A 14201-nucleotide genomic window follows, 5' to 3' on the forward strand; every position below is an offset into this window, starting at 1 on the left:
AGCGAAAAGAGATACCATGGGCCCGCCGAAAGGAGAAGTGGGTGCTGGAGCTGACGATCCTGGGGTTCCTCGACGAGGAACCGCTGCACGGCTATGAACTCAAGGAGCGCATCAAGGGCCTGAGCGGCCACGTCCGGCCGGTGAGCGACGGCGCCCTCTACCCGGCGATCGCGCGACTGGTGAAGGCGGGCAGGCTGGAGCAGCGCACCGGCCCGGGCACCGGCGCCGCCCCGCGCCGGATCCTCTCCCTGACGGAGGCGGGCCGCGCCGAACTGCACGAGCGGCTGCGGCATCCCAAGGACGTCGACATCACCGACGGGCAGCGCTTCTTCACCGTGCTCGCGTTCCTCGGGCGGCTGCCCGACCGCGCCGAGCAGGCCGCCGTGCTCCGCCGCCGCCAGGCGTTCCTGAACACCCCGGCGAGCTTCTTCTACCGTGACGGCGAGCCCGTACGAGCCGAGGAGAGCCCCGACCTGTTCCGCCGGGGGATGCTCAGGATCGCCCGCGCGACCGGCACCGAGGAGAAGAGGTGGCTGGCCGAGGCGATCGCCGAGCTGGAGGGCTGAACCCCGTGGAGCCGGTCAGCCCAGCTGGTCGCGTACGTAAGTGCGCCACAGGGCCGTGAACTCCTTCGGCGTGGTGGCCAGTTCCTCGTTCATCGCCTTCTCCAGCGCGCCCTCGCGGTGCTTCTGCCCGCCCACCGACGCGTAGAAGGCGGCGAGCTTCGCCTCGCCCCAGCGCTCGGCGATCATGCGGCACGCCAGCCAGCCGCCCTCGTACGCGCGCGCCAGCCGGTCCGCGCCGCCCTCGAAGCCGAAGTCCGCGTCGGCGGGCAGCTCGGCGGGCACCTCGCCGCGCCGCACCGCCTGCTGGAACTCGGGCGCCGCCTCGGCGGCGGTGCGCCCGGTGCCCCGGTAGCCGACCCAGTCCGCGTACCCCTCCGAGAGCCACATCGGGGTCGCCGTGGAGGTGTCGGCGCGGGTGGCGACATGGGTGGTCTCGTGAGTGAGGACGACCCGCCGGCCCAGATCGCCGAGCACGCCGTACGCCTCGGGGTTGACGATCACCCGGTCCGCCGGCGCCCTCCCGGACCCGCCCGCCTCGCCGGTGGTCACCGCCGCGATCCCCCGGTACGAGGCCGGGGGCGCGCCCAGCAGCGCCGCCATCGCGTCGAGCGAGGCGGGCACCAGGACCACCATCCGGCCCGCCCAGCGGCCCGGCCAGGCGGCCGAGACGGCGGGGACCGCGCGGTCGGCGGTGTGCGCGATCTGCTGGAGCACCTGGCGGTCCTGGCCGACGCCGAGGACCAGGCTGTGCGTGCCGCGCACCACGGCCACCGGGCCCTGCTGCCACAGCGGCTCGGCGGCGCCCTCGCCCGGCCGGTCGCCCGTCACGTACCAGCGCCCGGCCCGCTCGTCGAGTTCGACGACCCTGGCCGACGTCACCGGCGCGCTGTCGTACCCGTCGAGCCGGTAGCGCAGCTCGACCTGGGCGGTGGCCCGGTCGCCCGTGCGGCTGACCCCGGTCACCCGGTACGCCCAGGCGCTCAGCGGCACCTGGCGCAGATTGGCGAACTCGGCGCGCTGGGCGTCCCGCAGCGTCCCCGCGCCCGGGTCGAGCGCGGCCAGATAGCCGCGCTCGTCGTGCCCGAGGACGGCGGCCGCCCGCCCGTCCAGGGTGCGCTGCACCTGGCGGGTGACGGGGTCGGGGGCCGCCTCCGGGGCCGAGCAGGCCGACAGCGACAGCAGCGCGGCGAGACCGTATCCCGCCGCCCGCCGCCGCCACCTGCCGCTCAGCCAGCCGTACGCCATCCTCCCGATCGTACGTTCACACGCGGGTGATGGAGGAGATGGGCATCATGCCCACCGGGTCGTAGCGGACCGGAGCGCCCGGGTAGGGGGCGTGGATCACCTGGCCGTTGCCCACGTACATCGCGATGTGGCTGGCGTCGGAGCGGTAGGCGACCAGGTCGCCGGGCTGCGCCTCGGCGAGCGGGACCCGGCGCCCGGCGTACCGCTGGGCCTGCGAGGTGCGCGGCAGGCCGACGCCCGCGTGGGCGTAGGACCACTGCATCAGGCCCGAGCAGTCGAAGCCGGAGGGCCCGTTGGCGCCCCAGACGTAGGGCCTGCCCACCGCCTGGCGGGCCGCCGCCACGGCGGCCGCTGCGCGGCCGGAGGCGGGCACCGCCCCGCTCAGGTCGGGCAGTTCGCCGCGTCCGGAGCGCGAGACGCGGTCGAAGGCGGCGCGCTCGGAGGTCGGCAGCGCCAGCAGCACCCGGCGGGCCTGGGCGAGTTTGGCCTCCACGGTCCGCTTGTGCCGGGCGACCTCGGCGCGGCTGCGCTCCAGCTCGGCGAGCTTGCGGGTGGCCTCGGTGCGCTTCTGGCCGATCCGCCGCTGCTCCTGCTGGAGTTCGCGCAGCTCGGCGCTCTGGCGCTCGCCGATCCGGTCGAGTGCGGCGGCCTTGTCGAGATAGGTGTCGGGGTCCTCGGAGAGCAGCAGCGCGAGCGAGGGGTCCAGGCCGCCCGCGCGGTACTGGGCGCCCGCGATCGCGCCGAGCGCGCCCCGCATCCGGTTGATGCGCTCCTGGCCGCGGGCGACCACGTCCTGGGCCTGGTGGATCTGCTCGCGCAGCTGGTCGGCGTGCTCGTCCGCCTTGTTGTACTGCTCGGTGGCCTCCTCCGCCTGGGCGAAGAGCCGGTCGATCCGGTCCTTGCCGGTGTCGCCCGGGTCGGCGCTCGCGGGCGCCGCGAAGGCCGCTGCCGCGGTGGCCGCCGCGGCGGACAGGACGGTGACCCGGGTGCTCTGGGAGAGGCCCGACTGCGTGGGACGGCGATGGGACGCCAAGGAAGCCGCACTCCTTCCGCTGGTGCGGACCCCTGCCGCCCGGGCGGGCGGACGAGTTGGACGAGTCACGGGGGGACCGCACGCCGGACAGTAGCCGGGCGACCACACGGGGTCCAAAGACCCCGGCGTGTACGCAAAGTGACGCCCCGCCGGAGAACACAGGTCACCGGCGGGGCGTGGCGTCAGCGTGGGTCGCCGGAATTCCCCCGTTCGGAGGGCGGCGGCAACCGAGTTGTTATCTGTCCGGAAGGATCAGATGCGTACACCGAACTGGAAGGGCATGTTGTCCATGGCCTCGTAGCGGACGCTGGCGCCCGGCTTGGGTGCGTGCAGCACCTGGCCGTTGCCCGCGTACAGGCCGACGTGGTGGAGGTCGCCGTAGAAGAGCACGAGGTCGCCCGGCTTGAGCTGGCTGCGGCCTATCTGGGTGCCGGCGCCGGCCTGGGCCTGCGAGGTGCGCGGAATGTTCACGCCCGCCTGGCGGTAGGCCCAGGAGGTGAGCCCGGAGCAGTCGTACGAGGCGGTGCCGGTGGCGCCGTACACGTACGGCTTGCCTATCTGGCTCTGGGCGGCCGACAGGGCCGCGGCGCCGCGCTGCGAGGCGGGCACGTCGTGGCCGAGGTCGGCGCGCTCGTTGGCACGGTTGGCGCGGGCGTCGTCGGAGGCGAGCGAGGCCTTCTCGGCGGCGGTCAGCGAGTTGAGGAGCTTCTGCGCGGCGGCGAGCTTGGACTGGGTCTCGGCCTTCTTGGTGCCGAGCTCCTTGCGGGTGTCCGCGAGGTCCTTGAGCTTGTCCTGCGCCTCCTTGCGCTGCTGCGCCAGGCTGCGCTGCTTCTCCTGGATCTTCTGGAGCGCCTCGGTCTGCTTGGCGCTCAGCTGGTCCAGGGAGGACGCCTTGTCCAGGAAGTCGTCCGGGTTGGCGGAGAGGAAGAGCTGCACCGAGGGGTCGATGCCGCCCGAGCGGTACTGCGCCGAGGCCATCGAACCGAGGCCGTCGCGGAGCTTGTTGAGCTCGTCCTGCCCGCGGGCCACCTTGTCCTGGAGCGCGCCGACCTGCTTCTCCAGCTGGTCCTGCTTCTCCTTGGCGCCGTTGTACTTCTCGGTGGCCTGCTCGGCCTCGTCGTAGAGCTTGTCGACCTTGGACTTCACTTCGCTCTTCGACGGCTTCGGGTCCGCGTGCGCGGCCTGGGACGTGAGAGCGACGGCCGCGGCGGCAGTAGCGGTGAGCACGGTCACGCGGGTACGGCTCGCGGGCTTGGGTCGACGGTGGGACGCCACGAAGGCGAGCTCCTTCTTCCTCAGCCGCCGAACAGCGCAGACTCGGCGGGACCTCCACGGTCACCCCGGACAGGTGATCAACCGCGTGAAGGTTCGAGCCCCGACCCTAGTGACCCTCTTGTGATCAGTTCAAATCCTGATGGGAAAAAATTCGATCGCCGGGAGGATTCTTTACAGTCATCCCACGCGTAGTAATGGGCACTTGACAGAGCGCTGGGAACCGATCACCCGAATTCGGGCATTGAACGCAGGAGTTGCTAGACGCGCGAAAGCCGCTTCAGGAGCATGACGGACGCGACGGGCCGGGCACCGGCCTTGGCGACCCCGTCCGCCACCTCGCGGTCGGTCGAGACGACCACCACCGGCCGCCCGGACGGCTCCGCCCGCACCAGCTGGCGGATCAGCTCGTCGGCGGTCACCCCCGGCTTGGAGAAGAGCACCCGCACGCCACGCGGCGGCGCGAGCAGCACCGGCGCGGCCAGCTCCGCCCCGTCGAAGACACAGGTGACCTCGGCGCCCGTCTGCGCGGCGAGCACGGAGAGGCCGCCGAGGAGGCGCAGCCGCTGCTTCTCCAACGGCATCGTCGGATAGCCGGTCTTGGTGACGTTGTAGCCGTCCACCACCAGATGCACCTGCGGCAGCGCGAGCAGCTGGTCCAGGAGCGCCGGATCGGTCTCGGAGAGCGCGCGGGCCGCGATGTCCTTCGGGGTCATCTGTCCCGGTTCGACCGCTTCCACGGTGTCGGCGGGCCGCACCGAGGCCGGGGGCAGGGCGAGTTCGCGCCGCAGCCCGGACGCCGCGTCCAGGACCGTGTCGAGCAGCAGCCGCAGCCGCATGTCCTCGATCGAGCGGCCCTCGCGCACCGCGCGCCGGCTCGCCTCGACGGACGCCTCGGCCTCGGTCAGCCGGGTCCTGATCCGCCGCGACTCGCTCTCGGCGGCGGCCATCTGGGCCGCCGCCTCCGCTCTGATCCCGTCGATCTCACCGGTGACCTTGCGCAGGGCGGCCTCGCCGCGCTTGACGTCGCTGAGCGCGCTGCGCAGCTTGCGCTGGAGCGATTCGGCGTCCTTGCGGGCCGCGGCCAGTTCGGCGCGCAGCTCCTCCTGCTCGGTGCGCAGCCGCTCGTGCGCCTCGGCCAGCTCCCGGCGCAGCCGCTCCAGCTCGCGCCGGCCCTCCTCGTCGGCGCGCTCGGCGTCGGCGCGCTGGGCCTCCTCGCCCGCGGCGGCGACCAACTTGACCCAGCCGGTGGGCCGCAGCACATACGCGGCGGCCGCCACGTCGACGGGGTCGGCGGCCGCGGGCGGCGCGCCGGACTCCAGGGCGCCCGCCAGCTCCGGCTGCGACTCCTTCAGGCGCTCCCCGATCCGCTGCCGGAAGACCGGGTCGGACTCCAGGGCGGCGGCCATGGCGTTGCCCGCGAACTTGGCACGACGAGTCGGGGTGAAACGGGCGTACTGCCGCAACTGCGACGGCAGTTCGCCGACGGTCAGCCCGCCGAAGGCGTCCGAGACCAGGGCGACGACCCTGCGCCGCACCCCTTCGGGCAGCGGGCGGTCGAGCACCTCGGCGGGGCCGTCACCGGCCGCGCCGGCCGGTTCGGCACCGCTTGCATGCTCCACGATCCGTCACCTCAACTGTCGTCCGTCGCCCGTCCGGGCCCGTTCACTCCGCGCCGGCGTCCGGCCTGTCCACCAGCTCGATCTGGTCCACCGCGTTGCACCAGCGGCAGCGCACCGACTCGATGGTCTCACTGACCACCTCGCGTTCCTCGACCTTCGGCTCTCCGGCGAGGTCCAGATGGACGTACTCGACGACCTTCGACGAGCGGGTGACGTCGAAACGGGTCAGATTGCCGCAGAGGGTGCAGCGCCACCGCGTGGTGGCGGTGGGCAGGGGAACGCTGGTCATGTGGTGCTGACCTCTTTCCACGGTTCCGCGCCGGGGCTCGGGCCTCGTACACGGTCGGTTCATGGTCCAGGATCTCGCGGTGCGCCGTCGAACTGCGGATGTACTGCCCGTAACCCTACGGCCTACCGGGTACCCCCCGGCACGGCGAGGCAGTCTGTACCGTTCGGTCCGGTTACGCCATGCTCTGCTCATGATCGAGTGGAGCGCCCTGCGCGCGGCGGCGGTGCGCGGCCCGACGGTCACCTACACCGTCCTGGCCGTCTGCTGCCTGGTCTTCCTCGTCAGCCCCGTGTCCGGCCTCAATCCCTCGTACGGGACGGGGGACGCGCTGCTCGCGGCGCAGAGCGCGTATTTCGCCCGGTGGGGTGTCATCCCGAACGAACTGACGGCCGGTGACCCCGGCGCCCTCGTCACCCCCCTCACCGCACTCTTCGTGCACGGCAACTGGCTGCACCTGCTGGGGAACATGCTCTTCCTCTACGTCTTCGGCGTGATGGCCGAGGAGCGCATGGGCAGGATCGGGTTCGCGCTGTTCTACCTCGGCGCGGGCTACCTCGCCCTGCTCGCGTACGCGGTGGCGCACGCGTCCTCCGACCAGACGCTGGTGGGCGCGTCGGGGGCGATCTCGGGTGTCCTGGGCGCCTTTCTCTACCTGTTCCCCCGGGCGAGGGTGACCAGCCTCTTCCCCTTCCTCTTCTTCCTGCCACTGCGCTTTCCCGCGGCGCTGGTGCTGGTCTTCTGGTTCGTGCTCCAGTGGCTGGCGGTCAGGGCCGCTCCGGCCGGGCCCGGGGTGGCGTACCTGGCCCATCTGGTCGGCTTCGGCCTGGGCTTTCTCTACGCCTGGGTCCGGTTCCGGGGGACGGCTAGAGTGAAACGACCGAAACGACCGAAGCCATCCGCGTCGGCCGCCACCGAGGGAGAGAACCAGCCGTGATCACCGCGATCGTGCTCATCAAGACCAGCGTGGACCGGATCCCCGAGATCGCGGAGTCGATCGCGTCGCTGGAGAACGTCAGCGAGGTGTACTCGGTGACCGGCACCTACGACCTGATCGCCCTGGTCCGGGTGGCCCGCCACGACGACCTGGCGGACATCATCCCCGGCCGCATCAGCAAGATCCCCGGCGTGGAGGTCACGGACACGCACGTGGCGTTCCGGACGTACTCCCAGCACGACCTGGAGGCGGCGTTCGCCATCGGCCTGGATGCCTAGCCCTTGGGCGGGCGGCGGGTCCGGTTCTGGGTGCGCTGTCGCCTGCGGGCCGTGGGTGGCTGGTCGCGCAGTTCCCCGCGCCCCTGCGTAGTTCGGGCGCGTTGTCGTCTGCGGACTGTCTGTGGCTGAGCGCGCAGTTCCCCGCGCCCCTGGGTAGTTCGGGCGCGTTGTCGTCTGCGGACCGTCTGTGGCTGAGCGCGCAGTTCCCCGCGCCCCTGCGTAGTTAGGGGCGCGGGGAACTGCGCGACCGGCCCACCACGGTCCGCAGACGAACACGGCGGGGTGCAGGGGCCGCAGGCCCCGCAACGGGGGTCCGGGGGCAAAGCCCCCGGGAAGCGAGCCTCCACCCCCCACCCACCCCCGGAGGGTTTAGGGAAGGGGCGGGGAGGGGCGAGCTCACACCGCCGGGACGCAGCGGCCCTCCTCCGTCCGGTACGACCACTTCGCCCCGTCCCGCACCAGCTCCCGCACCGCCCGAACAAACCGCTCCACATGCTCGTCCGGCGTCCCCGCCCCGAAGCTGACGCGGATCGCGTTCAGGGACCGCTCACCCGGCTCCGCCTCCGGCGCCCCGCACTCGCCCGGCTCCTGCGGCTCGCTGCCGAGGAGCGTGCGTACCAGCGGGTGCGCGCAGAACAGACCGTCCCGCACCCCGATCCCGTACTCCGCCGACAGCGCCGCCGCGAAGTGCGAGCTGTTCCAGCCGTCGACGACGAACGAGATCACGCCGACCCGAGGCGCGTCGTCGCCGAACAGCGACAGGACGCGGACCTCCGGAACCGCCGCCAGCCCCTCCCGCACCTTCGCGATCAGGTGCCGCTCCCGCTCCACCAGTCCCTCGAACCCCGCCTCGGTGAGCGCCTTGCACGCCGACGCGATGGCGTACACGCCGATCACGTTCGGGGACCCGGCCTCGTGGCGGGCCGCCGTGGTGTGCCACTCGACGTCCACCCCGCCGTCCGCGCGCCGGGCGACCTTGCGCGAGGCGCCGCCGCCCGCGAGGTACGGCTCGGACTCCTGGAGCCAGTCGGCACGCCCAGCGAGCACGCCCGAGCCGAACGGCGCGTACAGCTTGTGCCCGGAGAAGGCGATCCAGTCGACGTCCAACTCCCTTACGGAGACGGGGTGGTGGGGCGCCAGCTGCGCCGCGTCGAGCACGATCCGCGCCCCGTGCGCGTGCGCCGCCGCCGCGAGCTCCTTCACCGGCCACAGCTCACCGGTGACGTTCGACGCGCCTGTGACGCAGACGAGAGCGGGGCCGTAAGGGTCGCGGTCGGCGAGCGCCCGCTCCAGCGTCGCCACCGCCTGCTGCGGCGTACGCGGCGCGTTGAGGTACGTCACCCGCGCGTCCCGCCACGGCAGCAGCGAGGCGTGGTGCTCGGTCTCGAAGACGAACACCTGGCAGTCGGCCGGGACCACCTGGGCCAGCAGGTTCAGGGAGTCCGTCGTCGAGCGGGTGAACACCACCTGGTCGCCCGGGCGGCAGTCCAGGAACTCCGCCACCGCCGCCCGGCTGTTCTCGAACAGGTCCGTGGAGAGCTGCGAGAGGTAGCCCGCGCCCCGGTGCACGCTGCCGTAGTAGGGGGCGTACGCGGCCACGTCGTCCCACACCCGCTGGAGGGCCGGGGCGCTCGCCGCGTAGTCGAGGGCCGCGTACGTCACCTCGCCCCCGGTGACCAGCGGCACGGTGACGTCCCGGCCCAGCACCGGCAGCGGCGCCGCACAGCAGGCTTCGTCCGAGGCCTCGACGGAGGGGGCGGCGGAGGCGGCGGAAACAGCGGTGGAAACGGCGGTGGAAAGGCGTGCGGACATGGCGGTATCTCCCGGCAGGTCAAGGCGAAAGGAATGACTGTGAAGCCCCACGGCACGACACGGCGGCGGCCCGACCGGCGCCGGATGCACGGGGGTCGACCTCGAAACACGGGCGGAAAGGGCCCGCGGAGGTGTACAGAAAAAGGGGCCGAAGGGCCCTATCGCATTCGCTTGCTCACGAGACTGCTCCCTTGAGGACCAGGACCCCAGGGGCGCGCCACTCCGAACGGAGTGCGCAGGGGTCCGCGCTTGCCGCAGACCTCGCTGCCTGCGACCTGGTCTTCACCCGGGGCACCCCGCCACGGACGGAGGGTTGCCGGACAGCGGGCCGGGGCCGTAGTCGCTGTCACTCATGACCTTGGAAAGCATCCTGCCATACGTCCGCGTACGCGCAAGGCGCGGTCCGGATGCCGGACTGCGCCTTGCGTCACACTGCCTGCACCGGCACGCCCTCGATCAGGCGTTGCTCGCGGCCACCCACCGCTCCAGGGCCCGCCGCGCCGCCCCGGAGTCGATCGCCTCGGCCGCCCGGGCGATCCCGGCCCGGATCTGCTCCTCCAGGCTCCCCGGGCCCGGGTCGAGCGCGACGAGCGCCGCCGCCGAGTTGAGCAGCACCGCGTCCCGCACCGGCCCCGTCTCGCCGCCGAGGAGCCGGCGGGCGACGTCCGCGTTGTACGAGGCGTCCGCGCCGCGCAGCGCCTCCACCGGCACCAGGTCGATGCCCACGTCTCTGGGGTCGAACGCCTCCTCGCGCACGGCCCCGTCCCGTACCACCCAGACCCGGGAGGTCGCGGTGGTCGTCAGCTCGTCCATGCCGTCGTCGCCGCGGAACACCAGCGCGGAGGAGCCGCGCTCGGCGAGCACCCCGGCCACGATCGGCGCCATGCGCGCGTCGGCGACGCCGGTGGCCTGAGCCTTGACCCGGGCCGGGTTGGTGAGCGGACCGAGGAAGTTGAAGGTGGTGCGGATGCCGAGCTCGCGGCGCGCGGCGGCGACGTACCGCAGGGCGGGGTGGAACTTCACGGCGAAGCAGAAGGTGACGCCCGCCTCCTCGGCGACCTGGACCACCTGCCGGGGCGTGAGGTCCAGGTTGACGCCGAGCTTCTCCAGGACGTCGGAGGCGCCGCTGGCCGAGGACGCGGCCCGGTTGCCGTGCTTGACGACCTTGGCGCCGGTGCCCGCCACCACGATCGAGGACATGGTGGAGATGTTGACGGTCTTGGCGCCGTCGCCGCCGGTGCCGACGATGTCCACGGTCCGGCCGGGCACCTCGATCAGGTTGGCGTGCTCGTACATCGCGCGGACCATGCCGCTGATCTCGGTGACGGTCTCGCCCTTGGCCCGCAGGGCCACGGCGAAGCCGGCGATCTGCGCGTCGGTCGCCTCGCCGCGCATGATCGAGTCCATCGCCCAGGCGGTCGCCTCGGCGCTCTGGTCGGTGCCGTTGAGCAGCGCGTCCAGTACGCCCGGCCAGGAGTAGGCCGCCACGCTGTCGCCGCCAACCGGGGTCACAACGTTCATGGTCCGCTCCTGGGTCCATCGACGGATATGGGATGGGAACACCCTATCCAGCCCGGGGGACGGCGAAGGGCCCCGTCCATCGCCTGGACGGGGCCCTGTGCTGTGTGGCGTACAGCGGTCTCGCTAGGAGGGGATCAGTGGTGGCCGTGGCCGCTGGTGATCTCCTCGTACTCCTCCGCGGTCGGCTTGGCGATCTGGCTCTGCTCGCCGAAGTAACCCTTGTGGAGCTTGACGCGCAGCTTCTCCATCGCGGAGACCTTGCGCTTGACACCGTTCTCGTCGACGGCCGCGGGCAGCTCGGCCGGGCGGGTCTGCTCGTGCGCGGTGAGCTTGTAGAGCTGACCGGCGTCGAGCGGCTCGTGGACCTCGACGAACTCACCGTGCGGCAGCCGCTTGATGATGCCGGTCTCGCGACCGTGCAGCACCTTCTCGGCGTCCCGGCGCTGGAGGCCCAGGCAGATCCGCTTGGTGATGATGAACGCGACGACCGGGCCGACGAAGAACGCGATCCGGACGAACCAGGTGATGGCGTTGAGCGACAGGTGGAAGTTGGTCGCCCACAGGTCGTTGCCACCGCCGACCAGCATCACCATGTACGCGGTCACCCACGCCACACCGATGCCGGTGCGGACGGGAGCGTTGCGCGGACGGTCGGCGATGTGGTGCTCGCGGGTGTCCTTGGTGATCCAGGCCTCGATGAACGGGTAGGCCGCGATCGCGAAGAGCACCAGCGGGAAGATCACCAGCGGGATGAACACACCGAGGACCAGCGTGTGGCCCCACAGGTTGATCTCCCAGCCCGGCATCACTCGGATGAGGCCTTCGGCGAAGCCCATGTACCAGTCGGGCTGGGCGCCGGTCGACACCTGGTCCGGGCGGTACGGGCCGATCTCCCAGATCGGGTTGATCGAGGCGATCGCCGCGATGATCGCGATGACACCGAACACCAGGAAGAAGAAGCCACCGGCCTTGGCCGTGTAGACGGGCAGCAGCGGCGCGCCCACGACGTTCTTGTTGGTGCGGCCGGGGCCCGCGAACTGGGTGTGCTTGTGGTAGAAGACCAGGATCAGGTGAGTGATCATCAGGCCGAGCATGATGCCGGGCAGCAGCAGGATGTGGACCGAGTAGAACCGGGCCACGAAGTCGCCGCCGGGGAACTCGCCGCCGTAGATGAAGAACGACAGGTACGTGCCGACGACCGGCACGCCCAGGATGGCGCCCTCCATGAACCGGACGCCGGTGCCCGAGAGCAGGTCGTCCGGGAGCGAGTAGCCGGTGAAGCCGGTGAACATGCCGCAGAAGAACAGCAGGAAGCCGAAGAGCCAGTTGACCTCGCGCGGCTTGCGGAACGCGCCCGTGAAGAAGACACGCATCATGTGCACGAACATGCCGGCGAGGAAGATCAGCGCCGCCCAGTGGTGGATCTGCCGGATCAGCAGACCACCGCGCACATCGAAGCTGATGTGCATGGTCGAGTTGAACGCCTCGGACATCTGCACGCCCTGGAGCGGAACGTAGGAGCCGTCGTAGACGACCTCGTTCATGCTCGGGTGGAAGAACAGCGTCAGATACACACCCGTGAGGATGATGATGATGAAGCTGTACATGCAGATCTCGCCGAGCATGAAGGACCAGTGGTCCGGAAAGATCTTGCGCATGTTGGTCTTGGCCAGGGTGTAGATCCCCAGCCGGCCGTCGGCCCAGTCGGCGAACTTCTCGCCGTTCCCGGCCTCGCGCCGTTCGTCAGTCGTGGTGGTGCTCATCCGCGCTCCCAGAAGGCAGGACCGACGGGCTCTTCGAAGTCGCCGAGCGCTTCGAGGTAACCCTCGCTGTTCACGCCGATCCGCAGCTGCGGCAGAGCGTGACCGGCCGGGCCGAAGATGACGCGGGCCCCGTCGGAGAGGTCGAAGGTGGACTGGTGGCACGGGCAGAGCACGTGGTGGGTCTGCTGCTCGTACAGGCTGATCGGGCAACCGACGTGGGTGCAGATCTTCGAGAACGCCACGATGCCCTGGTGCGACCACTCCAGCTCGCGCTTGTCCTTGATGTTCTCCGGCTGGAGCCGGACGATCATCAGGGCCGCCTTGGCGATCTGGGTCTGGAAGTCGTGCTGGTCCTCCTCCAGGCCCTCGGGCTTGGCGAAGGTCAGCGAGCCGACCGCGACGTCTTCCGGACGCAGCGGCTCGTTGGTGTTCATGTTGATGAGGGCCTTGCCCTTGGCCCACATCGTCTTGCGCAGCTTGTCCTCGGGCAGGGTGCCCAGGTCGCGCAGGAGCACCACACCGGCGAGCGGCACCATGGCCAGCGCGCCGTACATGGTGTTGCGGATCAGCTTGCGGCGGCCGAAGCCGGACTCGCGGACGCCGTCCGCCCAGTCCTGCATGACCTTCTCGCGGACCTCCGGCGGCGCCGCGATCTCGTGGCGCTCGTCCGACATCTCCTCGTCGGACATCAGCGTGCGGGCCCAGTGGACCGCGCCGGCGCCGATGGCGAACAGCGCGACGCCCAGGGTCAGACCCAGGGAGAAGTTGAGCGCGCTGACGTGCCCGAACGGGAAGATGTAGACGATCTTGTCGATCGGGAAGATCACGAAGGACGCGATGAAGGCGACCGTCGCGACCATCGAGAGCATGAAGAGACCGGCGACCACGCGCTCGGAGCGCCTGGCGGCCGCCTCGTCGATGTCCTGGACGCGCGGCTTGTGGGGCGGAAGGCCCGGGTCCGCGAACGGGTCGCGGGCGCGCTCGACCGAGCCGTGCTCGGGGTCCTGCTCGCTGGGCAGGTTCTCGGAATTGTCTTGGCTACTCATGACTTCTTGGCCTTAGCGGAGTGGGCCGCGATCCAGATGGCGACTGCGATGAGGGCACCGAGGCCGAAGATCCACGCGAACAGACCCTCGCTGACGGGGCCGAGGCCACCGAGCGAGAGACCACCGGGGCTCGCCGTCTTCTCACTGTTCACGGCGTCCAGGTACGCGATGATGTCCTGCTTCTGCTTCTGCGGCATCGTCGTGTCGGGGAACGACGGCATGTTCTGCGGGCCGGTCTGCATGGCCTCGTAGATGTGCTTCGGTTCCACGCCCTCCAGGCTGGGGGCGTACTTGCCGTGCGTCAGCGCACCGCCCTTGCCGGAGAAGTTGTGGCACTGGGCGCAGTTGGTACGGAACAGCTCGCCACCCTTGGCGATGTCCGCGCCTTCCGGGCTGTACTGCTTCTCGGTCGGCTTGATCGGGCCGGCGCCGAGGGAGGCGACGTACGCGGCGAGCTGGTCGATCTCGGCCTGCGAGTAGATGACCTTCTTCTTCGGCACCTGGGCGCCGGGCTGCTGCGCCGGCATCCGGCCGGTGCCGACCTGGAAGTCCACGGCGGCGGAGCCTACGCCGACCAGGGACGGGCCGTCAGAGGTGCCCTGACCGCCGGTTCCGTGGCAGCTGGCGCAGCCGACGGAGTAGAGCTTCTTGCCCTCGTCAATGGCGAGGGACTGGGCGGTTTCGTCGGCCTTCGCCTTGTCCGCGGGCGCGAACGCGGCGTACAGCCCCCCGGTGGCCGCCAGCGCGAGGAGTAGGACGACGAGCGCCGCCAGCGGATGGCGTCGTCGTGCGGAGAGCTTTTTCACGGATTACCCCGGTG

General features: G+C 71.2%; 13 protein-coding genes and 1 riboswitch. Of the genes, 3 read left to right on the plus strand and 10 right to left on the minus strand.

Annotated elements, in window-relative coordinates:
* The first annotated feature begins 41 nt into the window (after positions 1 to 41).
* Positions 42 to 566: a PadR family transcriptional regulator gene (locus tag BX283_RS14130; protein WP_101387975.1), complete on the plus strand. Its 525-nt coding sequence runs from the start codon at positions 42 to 44 to the stop codon at positions 564 to 566.
* 15 nt (positions 567 to 581) lie between these two features.
* On the opposite strand, the gene BX283_RS14135 is transcribed toward BX283_RS14130, so the two are convergent.
* The 5 genes from BX283_RS14135 to BX283_RS14155 form a co-directional block, all read right to left on the minus strand.
* Positions 582 to 1811, minus strand: coding sequence for a hypothetical protein (locus BX283_RS14135; RefSeq protein ID WP_101387976.1), 1230 nt, complete (start codon positions 1809 to 1811; stop codon positions 582 to 584).
* A 16-nt stretch (positions 1812 to 1827) separates the two neighbouring features.
* Entirely contained in the window at positions 1828 to 2844 is a 1017-nt protein-coding gene (locus tag BX283_RS14140; RefSeq protein WP_101387977.1) for an NlpC/P60 family protein, read from the minus strand.
* A 252-nt stretch (positions 2845 to 3096) separates the two neighbouring features.
* Positions 3097 to 4119: a C40 family peptidase gene (locus BX283_RS14145; protein ID WP_101387978.1), complete on the minus strand. Its 1023-nt coding sequence runs from the start codon at positions 4117 to 4119 to the stop codon at positions 3097 to 3099.
* Positions 4120 to 4376: 257 nt separating this feature from the next.
* Positions 4377 to 5738 carry an NYN domain-containing protein gene (locus tag BX283_RS14150; RefSeq protein WP_101387979.1) on the minus strand — a complete coding sequence of 454 codons (1362 nt, stop codon included), beginning with the start codon at positions 5736 to 5738 and terminating at the stop codon, positions 4377 to 4379.
* A 43-nt stretch (positions 5739 to 5781) separates the two neighbouring features.
* A complete protein-coding gene (locus tag BX283_RS14155) occupies positions 5782 to 6027 on the minus strand; it encodes a hypothetical protein (RefSeq protein ID WP_101387980.1) in 246 nt (81 codons plus the stop codon).
* Between the two features lie 190 nt (positions 6028 to 6217).
* On the opposite strand from BX283_RS14155, the gene BX283_RS14160 reads away from it, so the two are divergent.
* Both BX283_RS14160 and BX283_RS14165 read left to right on the plus strand, forming a co-directional pair.
* The gene (locus BX283_RS14160; RefSeq protein ID WP_101387981.1) at positions 6218 to 6961 is read left to right on the plus strand and encodes a rhomboid family intramembrane serine protease; all 744 of its coding nucleotides are present in this window, start codon (positions 6218 to 6220) and stop codon (positions 6959 to 6961) included.
* On the plus strand, positions 6958 to 7239 hold the full coding sequence (locus BX283_RS14165; protein WP_067158275.1) for an Lrp/AsnC family transcriptional regulator: 282 nt from the start codon (positions 6958 to 6960) through the stop codon (positions 7237 to 7239). The genes BX283_RS14160 and BX283_RS14165 overlap by 4 nt, the downstream gene beginning before the upstream one ends.
* A gap of 396 nt (positions 7240 to 7635) precedes the next feature.
* On the opposite strand, the gene BX283_RS14170 is transcribed toward BX283_RS14165, so the two are convergent.
* The 5 genes from BX283_RS14170 to BX283_RS14190 all read right to left on the minus strand — a co-directional run bounded on the left by BX283_RS14170 (position 7636) and on the right by BX283_RS14190 (position 14187).
* Positions 7636 to 9051 (minus strand): aminotransferase class V-fold PLP-dependent enzyme, encoded by a 1416-nt coding sequence (locus BX283_RS14170; protein ID WP_180357151.1) that lies wholly within the window; start codon positions 9049 to 9051, stop codon positions 7636 to 7638.
* Positions 9052 to 9291: 240 nt separating this feature from the next.
* Positions 9292 to 9409, minus strand: a riboswitch (SAM riboswitch).
* Positions 9410 to 9507: 98 nt separating this feature from the next.
* Entirely contained in the window at positions 9508 to 10572 is a 1065-nt protein-coding gene (gene trpD, locus BX283_RS14175; protein WP_101387982.1) for an anthranilate phosphoribosyltransferase, read from the minus strand.
* A gap of 134 nt (positions 10573 to 10706) precedes the next feature.
* Positions 10707 to 12335: a cytochrome bc complex cytochrome b subunit gene (locus BX283_RS14180; protein ID WP_101387983.1), complete on the minus strand. Its 1629-nt coding sequence runs from the start codon at positions 12333 to 12335 to the stop codon at positions 10707 to 10709.
* On the minus strand, positions 12332 to 13381 hold the full coding sequence (locus tag BX283_RS14185; RefSeq protein ID WP_101387984.1) for a ubiquinol-cytochrome c reductase iron-sulfur subunit: 1050 nt from the start codon (positions 13379 to 13381) through the stop codon (positions 12332 to 12334). Before BX283_RS14185 ends, BX283_RS14180 begins: the two co-directional genes overlap by 4 nt.
* Positions 13378 to 14187, minus strand: coding sequence for a c-type cytochrome (locus BX283_RS14190; RefSeq protein WP_101387985.1), 810 nt, complete (start codon positions 14185 to 14187; stop codon positions 13378 to 13380). Before BX283_RS14190 ends, BX283_RS14185 begins: the two co-directional genes overlap by 4 nt.
* Positions 14188 to 14201: the final 14 nt, after the last annotated feature.

This window comes from Streptomyces sp. TLI_146 (assembly GCF_002846415.1).
Classification (GTDB): Bacteria; Actinomycetota; Actinomycetes; order Streptomycetales; family Streptomycetaceae; genus Streptomyces.

Bases quoted from the DNA above. Each gene is read 5' to 3' on its own strand.
- trpD (WP_101387982.1), bottom strand. From the start codon at position 10,572: ATGAACGTTGTGACCCCGGTTGGCGGCGACAGCGTGGCGGCCTACTCC.
- BX283_RS14160 (WP_101387981.1), top strand. From the start codon at position 6,218: ATGATCGAGTGGAGCGCCCTGCGCGCGGCGGCGGTGCGCGGCCCGACG.
- BX283_RS14135 (WP_101387976.1), bottom strand. From the start codon at position 1,811: ATGGCGTACGGCTGGCTGAGCGGCAGGTGGCGGCGGCGGGCGGCGGGA.
- BX283_RS14185 (WP_101387984.1), bottom strand. From the start codon at position 13,381: ATGAGTAGCCAAGACAATTCCGAGAACCTGCCCAGCGAGCAGGACCCC.
- BX283_RS14155 (WP_101387980.1), bottom strand. From the start codon at position 6,027: ATGACCAGCGTTCCCCTGCCCACCGCCACCACGCGGTGGCGCTGCACC.
- BX283_RS14170 (WP_180357151.1), bottom strand. From the start codon at position 9,051: ATGTCCGCACGCCTTTCCACCGCCGTTTCCACCGCTGTTTCCGCCGCC.
- BX283_RS14180 (WP_101387983.1), bottom strand. From the start codon at position 12,335: ATGAGCACCACCACGACTGACGAACGGCGCGAGGCCGGGAACGGCGAG.